The organism is Serratia sp. LS-1 (assembly GCF_003719595.1).
GTDB classification, from domain to species: domain Bacteria; phylum Pseudomonadota; class Gammaproteobacteria; order Enterobacterales; family Enterobacteriaceae; genus Serratia; species Serratia ureilytica.
On the sequence record NZ_CP033504.1, the window covers coordinates 4,182,122 to 4,200,247 of the forward strand.

The 18,126-nt window shown below is 61.1% G+C and carries 12 protein-coding genes; 5 read left to right on the plus strand and 7 right to left on the minus strand.

Going from position 1 to position 18,126, the window contains the following annotated elements; all coding sequences use genetic code 11:
* The first annotated feature begins 186 nt into the window (after window positions 1-186).
* From malT to glpD, 5 genes are all read left to right on the plus strand, one after another.
* Window positions 187-2,901, plus strand: coding sequence for an HTH-type transcriptional regulator MalT (gene malT, locus EDY99_RS20035; protein WP_069100677.1), 2,715 nt, complete (start codon window positions 187-189; stop codon window positions 2,899-2,901).
* A gap of 82 nt (window positions 2,902-2,983) precedes the next feature.
* Window positions 2,984-3,310 carry a thiosulfate sulfurtransferase GlpE gene (glpE, locus tag EDY99_RS20040; RefSeq protein ID WP_004930790.1) on the plus strand — a complete coding sequence of 109 codons (327 nt, stop codon included), beginning with the start codon at window positions 2,984-2,986 and terminating at the stop codon, window positions 3,308-3,310.
* A gap of 171 nt (window positions 3,311-3,481) precedes the next feature.
* Complete coding sequence (gene glpG / locus EDY99_RS20045) at window positions 3,482-4,318, plus strand: rhomboid family intramembrane serine protease GlpG (RefSeq protein ID WP_033651754.1); 837 nt, start codon at window positions 3,482-3,484, stop codon at window positions 4,316-4,318.
* Between the two features lie 50 nt (window positions 4,319-4,368).
* On the plus strand, window positions 4,369-5,127 hold the full coding sequence (locus EDY99_RS20050) for a DeoR/GlpR family transcriptional regulator (RefSeq protein WP_004930797.1): 759 nt from the start codon (window positions 4,369-4,371) through the stop codon (window positions 5,125-5,127).
* A gap of 245 nt (window positions 5,128-5,372) precedes the next feature.
* Complete coding sequence (gene glpD, locus EDY99_RS20055) at window positions 5,373-6,881, plus strand: glycerol-3-phosphate dehydrogenase (RefSeq protein ID WP_004930801.1); 1,509 nt, start codon at window positions 5,373-5,375, stop codon at window positions 6,879-6,881.
* 58 nt (window positions 6,882-6,939) lie between these two features.
* Here the strand turns inward: glpD and glgP are convergent, their stop codons facing one another.
* The 7 genes from glgP to EDY99_RS20090 all read right to left on the minus strand — a co-directional run bounded on the left by glgP (window position 6,940) and on the right by EDY99_RS20090 (window position 17,932).
* Entirely contained in the window at window positions 6,940-9,387 is a 2,448-nt protein-coding gene (gene glgP, locus EDY99_RS20060; protein WP_123062019.1) for a glycogen phosphorylase, read from the minus strand.
* 140 nt (window positions 9,388-9,527) lie between these two features.
* Entirely contained in the window at window positions 9,528-10,958 is a 1,431-nt protein-coding gene (gene glgA / locus EDY99_RS20065; RefSeq protein WP_033645308.1) for a glycogen synthase GlgA, read from the minus strand.
* A 135-nt stretch (window positions 10,959-11,093) separates the two neighbouring features.
* The gene (gene glgC / locus EDY99_RS20070; protein ID WP_004930810.1) at window positions 11,094-12,371 is read right to left on the minus strand and encodes a glucose-1-phosphate adenylyltransferase; all 1,278 of its coding nucleotides are present in this window, start codon (window positions 12,369-12,371) and stop codon (window positions 11,094-11,096) included.
* Between the two features lie 15 nt (window positions 12,372-12,386).
* On the minus strand, window positions 12,387-14,369 hold the full coding sequence (gene glgX, locus EDY99_RS20075; protein WP_123062020.1) for a glycogen debranching protein GlgX: 1,983 nt from the start codon (window positions 14,367-14,369) through the stop codon (window positions 12,387-12,389).
* Complete coding sequence (gene glgB, locus EDY99_RS20080) at window positions 14,366-16,552, minus strand: 1,4-alpha-glucan branching enzyme (protein WP_033645310.1); 2,187 nt, start codon at window positions 16,550-16,552, stop codon at window positions 14,366-14,368. Before glgB ends, glgX begins: the two co-directional genes overlap by 4 nt.
* A gap of 475 nt (window positions 16,553-17,027) precedes the next feature.
* Window positions 17,028-17,318, minus strand: a complete 291-nt coding sequence (locus EDY99_RS20085; protein ID WP_033645311.1) for a contact-dependent growth inhibition system immunity protein — start codon at window positions 17,316-17,318, stop codon at window positions 17,028-17,030.
* A gap of 8 nt (window positions 17,319-17,326) precedes the next feature.
* Window positions 17,327-17,932 (minus strand): RNase A-like domain-containing protein, encoded by a 606-nt coding sequence (locus tag EDY99_RS20090; RefSeq protein WP_232096335.1) that lies wholly within the window; start codon window positions 17,930-17,932, stop codon window positions 17,327-17,329.
* Window positions 17,933-18,126 lie beyond the last annotated feature (194 nt).

An 18,126-nucleotide genomic window follows, 5' to 3' on the forward strand; every position in this document is an offset into this window, starting at 1 on the left:
CGCCGTACTCCGACACCAAACGTAAAAAAGTGTGATCGATAGCAACTTAACTCCAAGCCGATGCGGAAGCTTGTTGCAATACGTTTAGGGTTGGCAGAAGTTAGGGGGAGCTATTAATTACGAACCATAAAATAATTAGCGCCACTCCAATCCCGGCGGGAACCGCGATTTATATCCTGGAATACTATGCTGATCCCATCAAAACTGAGCCGCCCGGTACGGCTGCAAAATACCGTGATCCGCGATCGCCTGCTGGCCAAACTGGCCAGCGCGGGCAACTATCGTCTGACACTGGTCAATTGCCCGGCGGGATACGGGAAAACCACGCTGATCGCCCAATGGGCGGCCGGCAAGGCCGATCTGGGCTGGTATTCGCTGGATGAGAGCGACAACCAGCCGGAGCGCTTCGCCAGCTACCTGATCGCGGCGCTGCAGCAGGCCAGCGGCGGCCGCTGCGTCAAGAGCGAAGCGCTGAGCCAGAAGCACCAGTACGCCAGCCTGTCGGCGCTGTTCGCCCAGCTGTTTATCGAGCTGGCCGACTGGCATCAGCCGCTGTACCTGGTGATCGACGACTATCACCTGATCACCAACGACGCCATTCACGAAGCCATGCGCTTTTTCCTGCGCCATCAGCCGGAAAACCTGACGCTGATCCTGCTCTCGCGCACCCTGCCGCCGCTCGGCATCGCCAACCTGCGGGTGCGCGATCAGCTGCTGGAAATGGGCACGCAGCAGCTGGCGTTCACCCATCAGGAAGCCAAACAGTTCTTCGATTGCCGCCTGGCGGCGCCGATGGAACAGCAGGACAGCAGCCGCCTGTGCGACGAAGTCGAAGGCTGGGCCACCGCGCTGCAGCTGATCGCGCTGTCGGCCCGCCAATCCGCTTCGTCCGCTCAACTGTCGGCCAAGCGGCTAGCGGGGTTGAACGCCAGCCATCTGTCCGACTATCTGGTGGACGAAGTGCTGGATCACGTCGATGCCGATGCGCGCGCCTTCCTGCTGCGCTGTTCGGTGCTGCGCTCAATGAACGACGCGCTGATCGTGCGGCTGACCGGCGAAGACAACGGCCAGCAGCGGCTGGAGGAGCTGGAGCGCCAGGGGCTGTTTATCCACCGCATGGACGACACCGGCGAATGGTTCAACTTCCATCCGCTGTTCGCCTCTTTCCTGCGCCAGCGTTGCCAGTGGGAGCTAGCGCTGGAGCTGCCGGGGCTGCACCGCGCCGCCGCCGAAGGCTGGCTGGCGCTGGGGTATCCGGCGGAGGCCATTCACCACGCGCTGGCGGCCAGCGACGTCAGCATGCTGCGCGATATCCTGCTGCAACACGCCTGGTCGCTGTTCCACCACAGCGAACTGGCCTTGCTGGAGGAGTGCCTCAACGCGCTGCCGTATGAGCGCCTGATCCAAAACCCCAAGCTGGCGCTGCTGCAGGCCTGGCTGGCGCAGAGCCAGCACCGTTACAGCGAGGTCAACACCCTGCTGGAGCGCGCCGAGCGCACCATGCGCGAACAGAAAATCGAGATAGACCAAACGCTGCACGCCGAGTTCGACGCCTTGCGCGCCCAGGTGGCGATCAACGCCGGCAAACCGGAAGAAGCCGAGCGGCTGGCGACCGAAGCGTTGAAATTCCTGCCGCTGTCCAGCTACTACAGCCGCATCGTCGCCACCTCGGTGACCGGCGAAGTGCACCACTGCAAGGGCGAACTGGCGCGCGCGCTGCCGATGATGCAGCAGACCGAGCAGATGGCGCGTCGTCATCAGGCCAACCATTACGCGCTCTGGGCGCTGCTGCAGCAGAGCGAAATCCTTATCGCCCAAGGCTTCCTGCAGGCCGCTTACGAAACCCAGGATAAGGCGTTCGAACTGATCCGCGAGCAGCACCTGGAACAGCTGCCGATGCACGAATTTCTGCTGCGCATCCGCGCCCAGATCCTGTGGTCATGGTCGCGCTTGGACGAAGCGGAAGACGCGGCGCGCGCCGGGCTGAAAATCCTGGCGAACTACCAACCGCAGCAGCAGCTGCAGTGCATCGCCATGTTGGCCAAATGCTCGCTGGCGCGCGGCGATCTGGACAACGCCAATACCCATCTGCAGCGCTGCGAAACCCTGCTGCACGGCGCCCACTATCATCGCGACTGGCTGACCAACACCGACAAGTCGCGGGTGATCCACTGGCAGATGACCGGCGACATCACCGCCGCCGCCCAGTGGCTGCGCCACACCGAAAAGCCCGGCATGGCGGACAACCACTTCACGCAGGGCCAATGGCGCAACATCGCGCGGGTGCAAATCCTGCTCGGCCAGTATGAAGAGGCCGGGGTGGTGCTGGATGAGCTGAACGAGAACGCCCGCCGCCTGCGGCTGGTGAGCGATCTCAACCGCAATCTGCTGCTCAGCAACCAGCTCTACTGGCTGCAAGAGCGCAAGGGCGAAGCGCAGCAGGCGCTGATCGAAGCGCTGTCGCTGGCCAACCGCACCGGCTTTATCAGCCACTTCGTCATCGAAGGCGAAGCGATGGCGCAGCAGCTGCGCCAGCTGATCCAGCTCAACACGCTGCCGGAGCTGGAACAGCATCGCGCCCAGCGCATCCTGCGCGACATCAACCAGCATCATCGGCACAAGTTCGCGCATTTCGACGAGAACTTCGTCGATAAGCTGCTGACCCATCCGCAGGTGCCGGAACTGATCCGCACCAGTCCGTTGACCCAACGCGAATGGCAGGTGCTGGGGTTGATCTATTCCGGTTACAGCAACGACCAGATCGCCGGTGAGTTGGATGTAGCGGCCACCACCATCAAGACCCATATCCGCAATCTATACCAGAAGCTGGGCGTGGCCCATCGCCAGGAAGCGGTGCAGCAAGCGCAGCAGCTGCTGAAGATGATGGGGTACGGCGCGTAAAAACCCTGATATTGCTCTGGTCTTAAACGCCGCAGAGTTGGTTACAATAGCGGCGTCCCCCAATAATGAGGCAGTCAGCAGTATGGAACAGTTCGAAGCGATCAACGTTGAACAGGCTTACACCCGCTGGAAAGAGGGCAGCGCCGCCCTGGTCGACATCCGCGATCCGCAAAGTTTTGAAGCCGGGCATACGCCGGGCGCCTTTCACCTCACCAACGCCACCCTGTCGGCCTTTATGCAACAAAACGACTTCGAGCGGCCGGTGATGGTGATGTGCTACCACGGCAACAGCAGCCGCAGCGCGGCGCAATACCTGCTGCACCAGGGGTTCGACGCGGTCTACAGCATCGACGGCGGCTTCGAGGCCTGGGCCCGTCAGTATCCGCAAGACGTGGAAACCTCAGCCTGATCCCCGCTCCCCGCCGTGCGTCGGCGGGCTTCCCCTTCGTTTTTATGCGCGTTTTCGCGGGTTTTTCGCAGATCCGTTTGCCAGCGCTCAGGATTTCGACGTTATAATCGGCCGTCAGGGTCGCCGGCGCGCAAGCCGCGGCCAAAATCATTCACTTACGACGGAAGAGCAATGGTTAGAGTAATCGCCGTATCCAACCCGCGCCTGGCGCTGGCCTTTGTCGACTATATGGCGACCCAGGGCATCCGGCTTGAGCTGCGCAACAGCGGCGAGGCGGCGGAAATCTGGCTGGCCGACGAAGGTCATCTCGAGCAGGTGCAACACGAGCTGCAGCAGTTTCTGGTCGATCCGCTCAACCGCCGTTATCAGGCCGCCAGCTGGCAGACCGGCCATACCGACGCCGGCCTGCACTATCAGAGCGAGTCCTACCTGCACACCCTGCGCAGCAAGGCCGGGCCGCTGACGCTCGGCGTGATGGTGCTGTGCATCGCGGTCTATATTCTGATGCAGGCGCTGGGCGACGATACCGTGATGTACTGGCTCTCCTGGCCGCAGGACAGCAGCCAATACACCCAGCTGTGGCGCTGGATCAGCCATGCGTTCCTGCATTTCTCCCTGCTGCATATCCTGTTTAACCTGATGTGGTGGTGGTATCTCGGCGGCCAGATGGAAAAACGCCTCGGCGCCGGCAAGCTGTTCGTGCTGGCGGTGGTGTCGGCGTTCTTCAGCGGCTGGGCGCAATCGCTGTTCAGCGGCGCGCTGTTCGGCGGGCTGTCAGGCGTGGTCTATGCGCTGATGGGCTATGTCTGGCTGTCGGGCGAACGGGCGCCGGAGCGCGGCCTGATGCTGCCGCGCGGCCTGATGGTGTTCTCGGTGCTGTGGCTGGTGGCCGGATATTTCGATATTTTAGGAATGTCGATCGCCAACGCGGCACACGTAGCCGGTTTAGTGTTAGGGTTATTGATGGCATTTTGGGATACGCGTCATCGCGCACACAACGAACAATAACAGCCGGGAGCTATGCCCAGCGGGCATAGCGGGCGTTTTAGGGGATTATCGTGAAGCAAACACAGCGTCATGACGCAATTATCGAGCTGGTGCGCCTGCAGGGTTACGTCAGCACGGAAGAGCTGGTCGAGCATTTTGACGTCAGCCCGCAAACGATTCGCCGCGATTTGAATGACCTGGCCGACCAGAACAAGATCCAGCGTCACCACGGCGGCGCGGCGCTGCCTTCCAGCTCGGTCAACGCTGCCTATAACGATCGCAAGGTGATGTGGTCGGAAGAGAAAGCCCGCATCGCGCAGCGCGTCGCCAGCCAGATCCCGGACGGTGCCACGCTGTTCATCGATATCGGCACCACGCCGGAGGCGGTGGCCCATGCGCTGATGAACCACAAGAACCTGCGCGTGGTCACCAACAACCTTAACGTCGCCACCCTGCTGACCGCCAAGGAAGACTTCCGCCTGATCCTGGCCGGCGGCGAAGTGCGCACCCGCGACGGCGGCATCATGGGCGAAGCCACCCTGGACTTCATCTCCCAATTCCGTCTCGATTACGGCATTCTCGGCATCAGCGGCATCGATATGGACGGCTCACTGCTCGAATTCGACTATCACGAAGTGCGCACCAAACGCGCGATTATCGAAAATTCCCGCTGCGTGATGCTGGTGACCGACCACTCCAAATTCGGCCGCAACGCCATGGTCAACCTGGGCAACATGAACCTGATCGACTACCTGTTTACCGACCAGCTGCCGCCGCCGAGCGTGATGAAAATCATCGAACAGTACGACGTGCAGCTGGAGCTGTGCTGATTCGGCCTTAACCTGCGGGGCGCGCCGCCGCCCCGTTTCATCCCTTTAACCCCCTCACCGACAGCCGTTTGCGCGCCCGCGCCATATCCATGCTACTTGTGTGACTATCATCACCAAACTGTTACCTCTATCACGCCTAAATGTTTTTGTTTGGTTAAGTCTTGGCTTGCTTGTTGGTTTTTGATTACAATCATGAGCGAAAACGAACATGAAAGAGCTATTTCGAACATCTGGAGGAAGATGACGTGGAAACCAAAGACTTGATCGTTATCGGTGGCGGCATCAACGGTGCCGGCATCGCGGCGGATGCTGCCGGGCGCGGGCTGTCGGTACTGCTACTGGAAGCGCAAGACTTGGCCTGTGCTACGTCTTCCGCCAGTTCCAAACTGATCCACGGTGGCCTGCGCTACCTGGAACACTACGAATTCCGTCTGGTGAGCGAAGCGCTGGCCGAACGTGAAGTGCTGCTGAAACTGGCGCCGCACATCGCGTTCCCGATGCGTTTCCGCCTGCCGCACCAGCCGCACCTGCGTCCGGCCTGGATGATCCGTATCGGCCTGTTCCTGTACGATCACCTGGGCAAACGCACCAGCCTGCCGGGCAGCAAGGGGTTGCGCTTTGGACCAGAATCGGTGCTGAAGCCTGAACTGAAGCGCGGTTTCGAATATTCCGACTGCTGGGTCGACGATGCTCGCCTGGTGGTGCTGAACGCGCAGGAAGTGGAAAAACGCGGCGGCGAAGTGCGCACCCGCACCAAAGTGACCCGCGCATGGCGCGAAAACGGCCTGTGGATGGTGGAAGCGGTCGATATCGACAGCGGCAAAACCTTCACCTGGCGCGCCAAAGGCCTGGTGAACGCCACCGGCCCGTGGGTGAAAAACTTCTTCGACGACGGCCTGAAGCTGAAATCGCCTTACGGCATCCGTCTGATCAAAGGCAGCCACATCGTGGTGCCGCGCGTGCACGATCAGCCGCAGTCTTACATTCTGCAGAACGAAGACCACCGCATCGTGTTCGTGATCCCGTGGAATGACGAGTTCTCCATCATCGGCACCACCGACGTGGAGTACAAAGGCGATCCGAAAGACGTGAAGATCGACGAGAACGAAATCGCTTATCTGCTGAAAGTGTACAACGATCACTTCAAGAAGCAGCTGGGCCGCGACGACATCGTCTGGACTTACTCCGGCGTGCGTCCGCTGTGCGACGACGAATCCGATTCACCGCAGGCGATCACCCGCGATTACACGCTGGACGTGCACGACGAGCAAGGCAAGGCGCCGCTGCTGTCGGTCTTCGGCGGCAAGCTGACCACCTACCGCAAGCTGGCCGAACATGCGATGGAAAAACTGGCCCACTACTACCCAGGCTGCGGCCCGGCGTGGACCAAAAACGCCACGCTGCCGGGCGGTGACATCGACGGCGACCGCGACGGTTACGCGGCCAAACTGCGCCGTGCGCACGGCTGGCTGCCGGAAGCCCTGGCGCGCCGCTATGCCCGCACCTACGGCAGCCAGAGCGAGCTGATCCTGGCCGGCGCCAACGGCCTCGCCGATCTGGGCGAAGATTTCGGCCACGGTCTGTATGAAGCCGAACTGCGCTACCTGACCGAGAAAGAGTGGGTCGTGGAGCTGGACGACGCTATCTGGCGCCGCACCAAGCTGGGCATGTGGCTGGACGAAGCGCAGCAGGCGCGCGTGAAAGCCTGGCTGGCGGAACACGCGAAAACGAAAGCGCTGTCGCTGGCTTCCTGAGCCGCAGCGTAACGAAAAAGGGCCGGTTATCCGGCCCTTTGCTTTTTTTCTGTCCGCTTTACAGCTTCACCGGCTTAATGTGCCAAATTTCATCCGCATATTCCTGAATGGTGCGATCGGATGAGAAGTAACCCATATTGGCGATATTCAGCACCGCGCGCCGCGTCCACTCGTCCTGATTGAGATACACCTCGTCCACCTTGTCCTGCGTGTCCACATAGCTGCGGTAATCCGCCAACAGCTGATAGTGGTCGCCGAGGTTCACCAGCGAGTCGAACAAATTGCCATAGCGCTTCGGCTCCTCAGGGCTGAACATGCCGGTGGCGATCTGCGTCAGCGCCTGATGCAGCTCTGGGTCTTGCTCGTAGTACTGTCGCGGGTTGTAACCGTTGCGGCGCAGTTCCTCGACCTGCTCGGCGGTATTGCCGAAGATAAAGATGTTCTCCTCCCCCACGTGCTCGCGCATCTCGACGTTGGCGCCGTCCAACGTGCCGATGGTCAGCGCGCCGTTCAGCGCGAACTTCATATTGCTGGTGCCCGAGGCTTCGGTGCCCGCCAGCGAGATCTGTTCCGACAGATCCGCCGCCGGGATGATGATCTGCGCCAGGCTGACGCCGTAGTTCGGAATGAACACCACCTTCAACTGGGTATGCACGAGCGGATCGTTGTTGATCACTTTGGCCACGTCGTTGATCAGGCGGATGATCTGCTTGGCGGCATAGTAGGCCGAGGCCGCCTTGCCGGCGAAGATCACCACCCGCGGCACGCGCTCGATATCAGGGTCGGCCAGTAAACGGTTATACAGCGTGATGACGTGCAACACGTTGAGCAACTGCCGTTTGTACTCGTGGATGCGTTTGATCTGCACGTCGAACAGCGCATCCGGGTTAACCACCACGTTGAGCGTTTTGGCGATGTACAGCGCCAGCCGCTCCTTGTTCTGCCGCTTGGCGCGCTGCACCGCCTGCAGGAAGCTCGGGTAATCGATGTTGGCCTTGATCTCGCTCAGCTGGCTGAGATCGGTGCGCCAGGTTTGGCCGATGCAGTCGTCCAGCACCGCCGCCAACGGCGGGTTGGCCAGCGCCAGCCAACGACGCGGCGTCACCCCGTTGGTTTTGTTGCAGAAACGAGTCGGGAACAGCCGGGCGAAGTCGGCGAACAGCGACTGCACCATCAGTTCGGAATGCAGAGCGGAAACGCCGTTGACCTTGTGGCTGGCCACCACCGCCAGCCACGCCATGCGCACCCGACGGCCGTTGGTTTCGTCGATGATCGAGACCCGCGCCAGCAGATCGTTGTCGCCCGGCGCCACCTCCTGCACCATTTTGAGGAAGTGATCGTTGATCTCGAAAATCAGCTGCAGATGGCGCGGCAGGATGCGGCCGAGCATGTCCACCGGCCAGGTCTCCAGCGCCTCGCTCATCAGCGTGTGGTTAGTGTAGGAGAATACCTGCTCCACCACTTCCCAGGCGTCGAGCCACTTGAACTTGTGCTCGTCGATCAGCCGGTGCATCAGCTCCGGAATCGACAACACCGGGTGAGTGTCGTTGAGGTGAATGGCGATCTTGTCCGCCAGGTTGTCGAAGGTTTTGTGCATCAGCCAATGGCGATTGAGAATATCCTGCACCGTGGCCGACACCAGGAAATACTCTTGTCGCAAGCGCAATTCACGTCCGGAGGAGGTCGAATCGTCCGGATAGAGCACGCGCGACACGTTCTCCGAATGGTTTTTATCTTCCACCGCCGCGAAGTAATCGCCCTGATTGAACTTGCCGAGGTTGATCTCGTTACTGGCCTGCGCGCCCCACAACCGCAGCGTGTTGGTGGCGTCGGTGTCGAAACCGGGGATCACCTGATCGTAGGCGATGGCCACGATTTCTTCGGTCTCCAGCCAGCGGGCCTTGGCCCCCTCCTGCTGCACGCGGCCGCCGAAGCGCACCTTGTAGCGGGTGTTATGGCGCGGAAACTCCCACGGATTGCCGTACTCCAGCCAGTAGTCCGGCGATTCCATCTGTTGGCCGTTGACGATGTTCTGCTTGAACATGCCGTACTCATAGCGAATGCCATAGCCGCGCCCCGGCAGCGCCAGCGTCGCCAGCGAGTCGAGGAAGCAGGCCGCCAGCCGGCCCAGACCGCCGTTGCCGAGCCCGGGGTCGTTCTCTTCCTCCAGCAGCTCCGCCAGGTTCAGCCCCATCTCGTTCAACGCGTTGTCGATGTCCTGATAAATGCCCATCGACAGCAGCGCGTTCGACAACGTGCGGCCGATCAGAAACTCCATCGACAGGTAATACACCTGCCGCACGTCTTGAGACAGCTGGGCGCGGTTGGAGCGCAGCCAGCGCTCCACCATGCGATCGCGCACCGCGAACAGGACGGCGTTGAGCCAGTCGTGGCGGTTGGCGATCGCCGGATCCTTGCCGACGATAAACATCAGCTTATAGGCAATGGAATGTTTCAGCGCTTCCACACTGACCGTAGGTGAGGTGTAACTAAACGGTGAAGTCATGGCTTTTAATCCCTAATGGGGAGCCCAGCCATCCGCCGCGGAATAGCTGGCCCCGCTGAACATGGGCGCGGTACGCTGCGCCCCGACAATCTACCCTTACGGTTGCCCGCCGCGCGTCAACCCGCGACGCGAATCGCGGGCTACAAGCGTTGATAAAGCGATAAATACTCTTTCGCCGCCACCGGCCAGCCGAAGTCCACGCTCATGGCGTGGCGCTGAACGTGGCGCCAGTGTTTCGGCCGGCTCCACAGCACCATGGCGCGGCGGATGGCGTTGCCCAGCGCGACGGCGTCGCAATCGTCGAACACGAATCCGCTGGCGGTGCCGTCGGCCAGGTTCTCCAGCGCGCAGTCCACGACCGTGTCCGCCAGTCCGCCGGTGCGGCGCACCAGCGGCAGCGTGCCGTATTTCAGGCCGTAGAGCTGCGTCAGGCCGCAGGGCTCGAAGCGGCTCGGCACCAGAATGACGTCGGCGCCGCCGATGATGCGGTGGGAGAAGGATTCGTGATAACCGATCTGCACGCCGACCTGCTCAGGGTAGTCGGCGGCGGCGGCCAGAAACGCCTGCTGCAGCACCGCGTCGCCGGCGCCCAGCAGCGCCAACTGCCCGCCCTGCGCCAGCAATTCGGGCAACGCCTGCAGCACCAGATCGAGGCCTTTCTGGCTGGTCAATCGGCTCACCACCGCGAACACCGGCAGCGATTCGTCCACCTTCAGCCCCATGGCCTTTTGCAGATGCAGCTTGTTTTTGACCTTGCTTTTCAGATCGTCGGCGTCGTAGCGGGCGCTCAGCCGCGGGTCGTGGGCCGGATCCCAAATCTTGTCGTCCACGCCGTTGAGGATGCCGCTCAACCTGCCTTGCCGCTGCCGCTCCTGCAGCAGCCCCTCCATGCCGTAGCCAAACTCCGGCCGGGTGATCTCGCGCGCATAGGTCGGACTGACGGCGGTCACGTGGTCGGCATAAAACAGCCCGGCCTTGAGGAACGACATCTGGCCGTAGAACTCCAGGCCATAAACATCGTAAAACGACGCCGGCAACCACAGCTCGGTCACGTGATGGGCGGAGAACAGGCCCTGATAGGCCAGGTTGTGCACGGTGAACACCGAACGCGCCGGGTGGCCGTTGGCGGCCAGATAGGCGCAGCTCAGGCCGGCATGCCAGTCGTGGGCGTGCACCAACTGCGGACGCCAGTAGCGATCCAGCCCCTTGGCTAATTCGCAGGCCATCCAGCCCAGCAGCGCAAAGCGCCGGTGGTTGTCGGGGTAGGCGTACATGGACTGATCGTGGTATGGGCTGCCCGGCCGGTCATACAGCCAGGGCGCATCGATCAGGTAAATGCCCACGCCATGGTAGGTGCCGTAACGCAGGCCGACACGGCCGGCGAACGAGTCTATCTCCGCCACCAGCACGGTGTCGGGTATGCCGTTGCGTACGTCAGGGAAAGCGGGCAATAGTACCCGAACATCGGCGCCTTCGGCGATTTGCGCCGCCGGCAGCGCGCCAACCACGTCTGCGAGTCCGCCCGTTTTCAGCAGGGGGAACATTTCAGAACATACGTGTAAGACCTGCATTATCACTCCTGAAAGTCGGCCGAAGGCCTCTGGATAAGAAATAAAGCAGGCTTGCCGCTGTTATGTGTGCCGCGTTGCGCAAGCCATCGAACCGTTCATCGGGCGGCAGGCTATCGTTCTGCCCCCCACGTTAACTCACAATTTTGACAACATTTCGCGCGTCACCAGCACGATGCCGCCTTCCGAGCGATAGAAACGCTTGCTGTCCTCATCGGCGTTTTCCCCGATCACCATGCCCTCCGGAATATGGCAGGCGCGGTCGATGATGCAGCGCCGCAGGCGGCAGGAACGGCCGACGTTCACGTCCGGCAACAATACGGTAGAGTCGATGGTGCAAAACGAGTTCACTCGCACGCGCGGGAACAGCACCGAATGCACCACCACCGAGCCCGAGACGATGCAACCGCCGGACACCAGCGAATTCATGGTCATGCCATGGCTACCGGAGCGATCCTGCACGAACTTGGCCGGCGGCAGCGGTTCCATGTGGGTGCGGATCGGCCAGGCGCGGTCGTACATGTCCAGCTCCGGCGTCACCGACGCCAGATCGAGATTGGCGCGCCAGTAAGCGTCCAGCGTGCCCACGTCGCGCCAGTAAGGCGGCAAGTCGGGGTTGGACGTCACGCAGGACAAGGTAAACGGATGCGCCCACGCCGCCTGCTGCGCGGTGATTTTCGGGATCAGATCCTTGCCGAAATCGTGGCTGGAGCCGGGGGTCGACATATCCTCTTCCAGCAGTTGGAACAGGTAGGCGGCATTAAAAATATAGATGCCCATGCTGGCCAGCGACATATCCGGGTTGCCCGGCATCGCCGGCGGATCGGCGGGCTTTTCCAGAAACTCGATGATGCGGTCGCTTTCATCCACCTTCATCACGCCGAATTCGCCGGCTTCGCTGCGCGGCACCGGCAGGCAAGCCACGGTGCACTGAGCGCCCTTCTCGACGTGGTCGATCAGCATGCGCGAATAATCCATCTTGTAGATGTGATCGCCCGCCAGGATCACCACGTATTCGGCCTCGTAGCGGCGGATGATATCCAGGTTCTGGTACACCGCGTCGGCGGTACCCTTGTACCAATGCTCGGTGCTGAGGCGCTGCTGGGCCGGCAGCAGATCGACGAACTCATTCATCTCCTCGTTGAGGAACGACCAGCCGCGCTGAATGTGCTGCACCAGCGTGTGCGACTGGTATTGGGTGATCACGCCGATGCGGCGGATGCCGGAGTTCAGGCAGTTCGACAAGGCGAAGTCGATGATGCGGAATTTGCCGCCAAAGTGGACGGCGGGCTTGGCGCGGGTGGAGGTCAAATCTTTCAGACGTGAACCGCGGCCGCCGGCCAGGATCAGCGCTACGGATTTAATCGGCAGCTGGCGCGCCAACATCAGGGGGTCTTTATTTTCAAACCTAACCATAGCGGACTCCTTTTATTATTTCCGTACCAGTACGCAAAGCGAGCGCGCGGCCTGGTGCCAGGCGGGCAATACCGCCCGTGAGTCTTCCTGAGTGAACGGGGCGACAACCTGCCAATCGCCTTCCGGCAACCTCATCTCCGTCGTTTGCGGCGTGGCGTTGATCAGCAGCAGCCAGCGCTGCGACAGCAGGATCTGCATGCGCAGCTCGCCCTGCTCCCACTGCTGCGCGTCGAGCGCCTGCCCTTGCGCGTTCAGCCACTGCACGCTGCCGTCGTCCTGCTGCCACCAGCGGTCCTGCTGCAGCGCGGGGATCTGGCGGCGCAGCGCGATCAGCGCCGCGACGTAATCGGTCAGCGCGTCGTCCGCCGTGGCCCAATCGAGCCAGGTGGTGGCGTTGTCCTGACAATAGGCATTGTTGTTCCCCTGCTGGCTGTGTCCCTGTTCATCGCCGGCCAGCAGCATCGGCGTTCCCTGGGACAGCAACAGCGTGGCGAGCATCGCCCGCTGGCTGGCCCTGCGGCGTTGCACAATGGCGTCGTCGGCGACCAGGCCTTCGACGCCGTGGTTGTTGCTGAAATTGCGATCGCTGCCGTCGCGGTTGCCCTCGCCGTTGGGCTGATTGTGTTTCTCGTTGAAGCTGACCACGTCCTGCAGGGTAAAACCGTCATGGGCGGTCAGCATGTTGACGGTGGCGTAAGGCGCTCGCCCGCGCTGGTTATACAGATCGCTGGAAGCGGCAAAACGCCGGGCGAACTGGCCGAGCGATACGCCGCTCTGCAGCCAGAAACGACGCATGTCATCGCGGTAATGATCGTTCCATTCGGCGAAGCGGCCGGGAAACGCCCCTACCTGATAGCCGCCGGGGCCAATGTCCCAGGGTTCGGCGATCAGCTTGCAGCGCGACAGCACATCGTCCGCCAGCATCGCCTGGAACAGCGGCGCATCGCGATCGAACCCCGGCGTGCGGCCGAGCACGCTGCCCAGATCGAAACGGAAGCCGTCGACGTGGCACTCCCGCACCCAAAAACGCAGGCAATCCATCACCCAGGCCACGCCCTGCGGCTGATCCAACCGCAGCGTGTTGCCGCAGCCGGTGTCGTTGACATAGTCCCCTTCGGGCGTCAGCCAGTAGTAGCTCAGGTTATCGATGCCGCTCAGCGACAGCATCGGCCCGTCCATATCCAGCTCGGCGCTGTGGTTGAACACCACGTCGAGGATCACCTCGATGCCGGCTTTGTGCAGCGCCTTGACCGCATCGCGGAATTCGTTCAGCGGCGTGGCATCGGTGCTCAGGCTGGCGTAGCGGTTGTCCGGCGCATAGGGCGCCAGCACGTTATAGCCCCAATAGTTGATCAGCCCCAACCGCTGCAGGCGCGGTTCGGAGGTATGTTGCTGCACCGGCAGCAGTTCCAGCGCGGTGATGCCGAGGCGTTTGAAGTGGGCGATCATCGCCGGGTGCCCCAATGCGGCGAAGCTGCCGCGCAGCGCCGGCGGGATCTGCGGGTGCAGCAGCGTCAGGCCGCGCACGTGCGCTTCGTAAATCACCGTCTGTCCCCAGGGCGTGGCAGGCGGGCGATCGTCCTGCCAGTCGTACCGTTCGTCCACCACCACGCACTTCGGCATCAGCTCCGCGCTGTCGTGCGGGTCCGGCTGCTCGTAACCGCCGTGCAGGTGCGGGTGATCCGCCACCGGCCCTTCCACCGCGCGCGCGGCCGGATCGAGCGCCAGTTTGTTGGGGTTAAAACGCTGTCCGTTCGCCGGGTCAAACGGGCCGTAGACCCGGTAACCGTAACGTTGCCCCGGCCTGCCGCCCGGTAAGTAGCCATGCCAGATATCGCCGCTGCGCGCCGGCAGCGGCAGGCGCACTTCGCGCTGCTGGCCGTCGAACAGGCACAGCTCCACCCGCTCGGCGTGCGCCGAGTACAGGGTAAAGTTGATGCCTTCGCCGTCGTAATGCGCGCCCAGCGGCGCGGCGAGGCCGGCCGTCAGCTCCGTCATGGCGCCTCCCGCAGCAGATAAATGGTCGCCAGCGGCGGCAGCGTTACGCAGATGGAGAAGTCGCGGCCGTGGCTGCCGACCGCTTCGGAAGAGACCCGCCCCTGATTGCCGGCGTTGCTGCCGTGATAGTGGTGCGAATCGGTATTGAGGATCTCGCGGTAGTCACCGGCGCGCGAGAGGCCGATGCGGTAGCGGTAGCGCGGCACCGGGGTAAAGTTGCTGATGGCGATCAGCTCATTGCCCTGCGAATCGTAGCGCGCGAAGGCGAACACCGAGTTGTCGTGATCGTCGACCACCAGCCACTCGAAGCCGTCAGGCCGGTAGTCGCGCTCGTACAGCGGCGCCTGCTGCCGGTAGCAGTGGTTCAGATCGCGCACCAGCCGCTGCACGCCGTTATGCCAGTTATCCAACCCTTCCAATAAATGCCAGTCGAGGCTGGTATCGAAATTCCACTCGCGCCCCTGTGCGAATTCGCAGCCCATAAACAGCAGCTTCTTGCCCGGATGCGCCCACATAAAGCCGTAATAGGCGCGCAGGTTGGCGAATTTCTGCCAGGCGTCGCCCGGCATACGGTCGAGGACCGATTTTTTGCCGTGCACCACTTCATCGTGCGAGATAGGCAACACGAAGTTCTCGGTATAGGCGTACAGCATGCCGAAGGTCATCTGGTTGTGGTGATACTTGCGGTGCACCGGATCGCACTTCATGTAATTGAGCGTGTCGTGCATCCAGCCGAGGTTCCATTTGTAGTGGAACCCAAGGCCGTTGGCGTCCGGCGGCAGGGTGACGCCGGGATAGTCGGTGGACTCCTCCGCCAGCGTCACCGCGCCCGGCTGCGCCTGGCCGATAGTCTGGTTGGTATAACGCAGGAAGGCGATGGCCTCCAGATTCTCGTTGCCGCCGTAGTAATTCGGCACCCACTCGCCGTCGGCGCGGCTGTAGTCGCGATAGATCATCGACGCCACCGCATCCACCCGCAGCGCGTCGATGCCGAAGCGCTCCAGCCAATACAGCGCGTTGCCCGCCAGGTAGTTGCGCACCTCGTGGCGACCGTAGTTGTAAATCAGCGTATTCCAGTCCTGATGGTAGCCCTCGCGCGGATCGGCGTATTCGTACAGCGCAGTGCCATCGAAATTCGCCAGGCCGTAGGCGTCGCTGGGGAAGTGCCCCGGCACCCAGTCGAGGATCACGTTGATGCCCGCCTCATGCGCCGCCGCCACAAACGCCCTGAAGTCGGCCGGCGTGCCGAAGCGCCGGGTCGGCGCATACAGCCCCAGCGGCTGGTAGCCCCAGCTGCCGTCGAACGGGTGCTCGTTGACCGGCAGCAACTCGATATGGGTGAATCCCATGTCCTTCACATAGTCGATCAGCTGCACCGCCAGTTCACCGTAGCTGAGCCAAAAGTGGTTATCGGTGTGGCGCCGCCATGATCCGAGATGCACCTCGTAAATGGCGATCGGCTGGTCAAAATCGTTGGCGCGGCGGCGCGCCGGCGTCGACGGCACCACCTCCGGTAGCGGCGCCACCAGCGAGGCGGTATCCGGGCGCATCTGCGCCTCAAAGGCGTAAGGATCGGCTTTCAGTTGGGTATTGCCATAGCAATCGACGATTTCATATTTGTACAGTTGCCCGGCCCGCACGCCGGGCAAGAACAGCTCCCAGATGCCGTTCTCACGCCGCAGACGCATCGGGTGGCGGCGGCCGTCCCAGAAGTTGAATTCCCCCACCACCGAGACGCGCTGCGCGTTGGGCGCCCAGACCGCAAAGCTGACGCCGTCGACGCCATCCAGCGTGACGAGGTGAGCGCCCAGCCGTTCATAGGGGCGCAGGTGCGTGCCTTCGGCCAATAACCAGCTGTCGATATCCTGCAGCAGCGGGCCGAACCGGTAGGGATCGTCGACGATCTGTTGATGATCGCGCCAGCTGACCTGCAGCTGATAGCGGAAAGGATTTTTTCGCCGCGGCACCACGGCGCTGAAGAAACCGCGCGGATCGTCGCAGTTCAGCTGCACCAGTCGCCGGCCGGTTTGCTGTTCCACCAGCCAGACTGCGCCGGCGTCCGGCAGCAGCGCGCGCACTTGCAGACCGTTATCGGTCGCATGCATGCCAAGCAGAGCAAAGGGATCGGCGTAATGGCCGGAGATGATCTGATCAATCACGTCACGATCGGGAAGTACAGGCATAGTCTTCTTCCTTAGATTAACAGCATGATCTAAGCACGGCTTGTTGGTTATTCCTTGGCCGTTTTGGTCATCATGCAATGCATTCGGACTCTAAAGCGTGATTGCGGTCGGTTATTGACCAATCTTTACTCTGCCGACCTGAATTTCGCTCTTTATGCTTATTTTTTGAAATATTTCAGTCATGGTGAAAAAGTGTTCACCCCTGCGTTAAGCATAGCCAATGTCTGTTAAAAACTGCTCGGCATTGGTGAGGAAAATTCTTCATTAAGAAAACTGCCAGCCTGACGGCATCTGCATGCGGCGGCCGACGAGAAGAGATGCGGGGTACAGCCCAATGAAACGAGACTTGCGATAACGCTGCCCGACGCGGCGCGCAGCGAACAAAAAAGCGGAAAATAAGGCGTTAGGGGGCTGAAAGCGCTCAGCCCCCAGGAAGTGCGGGTTTACAACAAAGTACAGAAGCAGCAGGTATCGCCTATTCCAAAGCAGAGATCACCTTCTCAAGAAACGATCGCGCCGTGTATCCCCATGGCGCTGGTGCAAACTCCCCATCAGCAAGTTCAGCAACAGCAAGTTCAAGCTGTTGTTCCTCAGGATATTGCGCCAGCAACGCTCGTGCTTCATCGACGGTTTTTCTCACTGTCGCGGTATTTTCCGTCTCCCGATAAGAGGCCAGGATCTCTTCTACAGACTCTCCAAATAAATCATAATCTTGCCCAAAAAAAACACGCACAAGTGTACCGAGATTAGCGACTGAAAAGCCCATAGGGTCCCTTATCTGATAATGGGGTAAGCGGTTAAAATGTAATACGGCTTACCGTTGTAAATTTTCTTTAGCAAGACAACCCGCACGCTGTTGGACGTTAATTGAATTGTGCTTCCTTGCCTGTAGCCAAAACCAACCGCTTTACCCACCTTATGCGTGAGTTCAAGCACGTTGGCCGAAGTAGGCTGTTGCGCCCAGCGCTTAATAAGCGCGTTATTCACTTTCAACGCCCGACTAATCGCGTCTTCAGCAGTACGTAAATCTGTAAATGTCGAGGCTGACTGTAAACCAGGACTCTTTGCCAAGCGCTCCAGCAGCTCTTCTGAACTTTTAGCAACATGCTTAGCAATAGTGTGCCCACCTCCTTTTGCACCGGCTATAGACTCGTGTTCAAGCAATTTTAATTGCCCCACCCGAACGGAAGCCACGCGTACAGCGCCTAAAGCGGTTGCAAACACCAAAGGAACGGCAATATCTACCGTTAAACCGACGTTGTAAGCCATATCTTCGTCGGCCCCCAGACTCTGAGCCAGCAAAACCGCCGACTTATAAGTGTCTGTAGTCAATGATCGGCCGGTAATGATCTGATTTGATGCGGTTTTTATGCTATCCATGCTATGAGTGCCAACGACCACGCATCCCACTTTGGTTAACAATGTTGGGTCAGGCGCATAGCACATCACCCCAGCCCCAAGAAGTTCGACGACTCCCCCCGCTAAACCCAGCCCCCCATGAGCCGATTACCCCAGGTTTCCCCTTCTGTGACCGTGCTATCCGACATCACGGCCGCTAGCTGCACGGGTGAAAG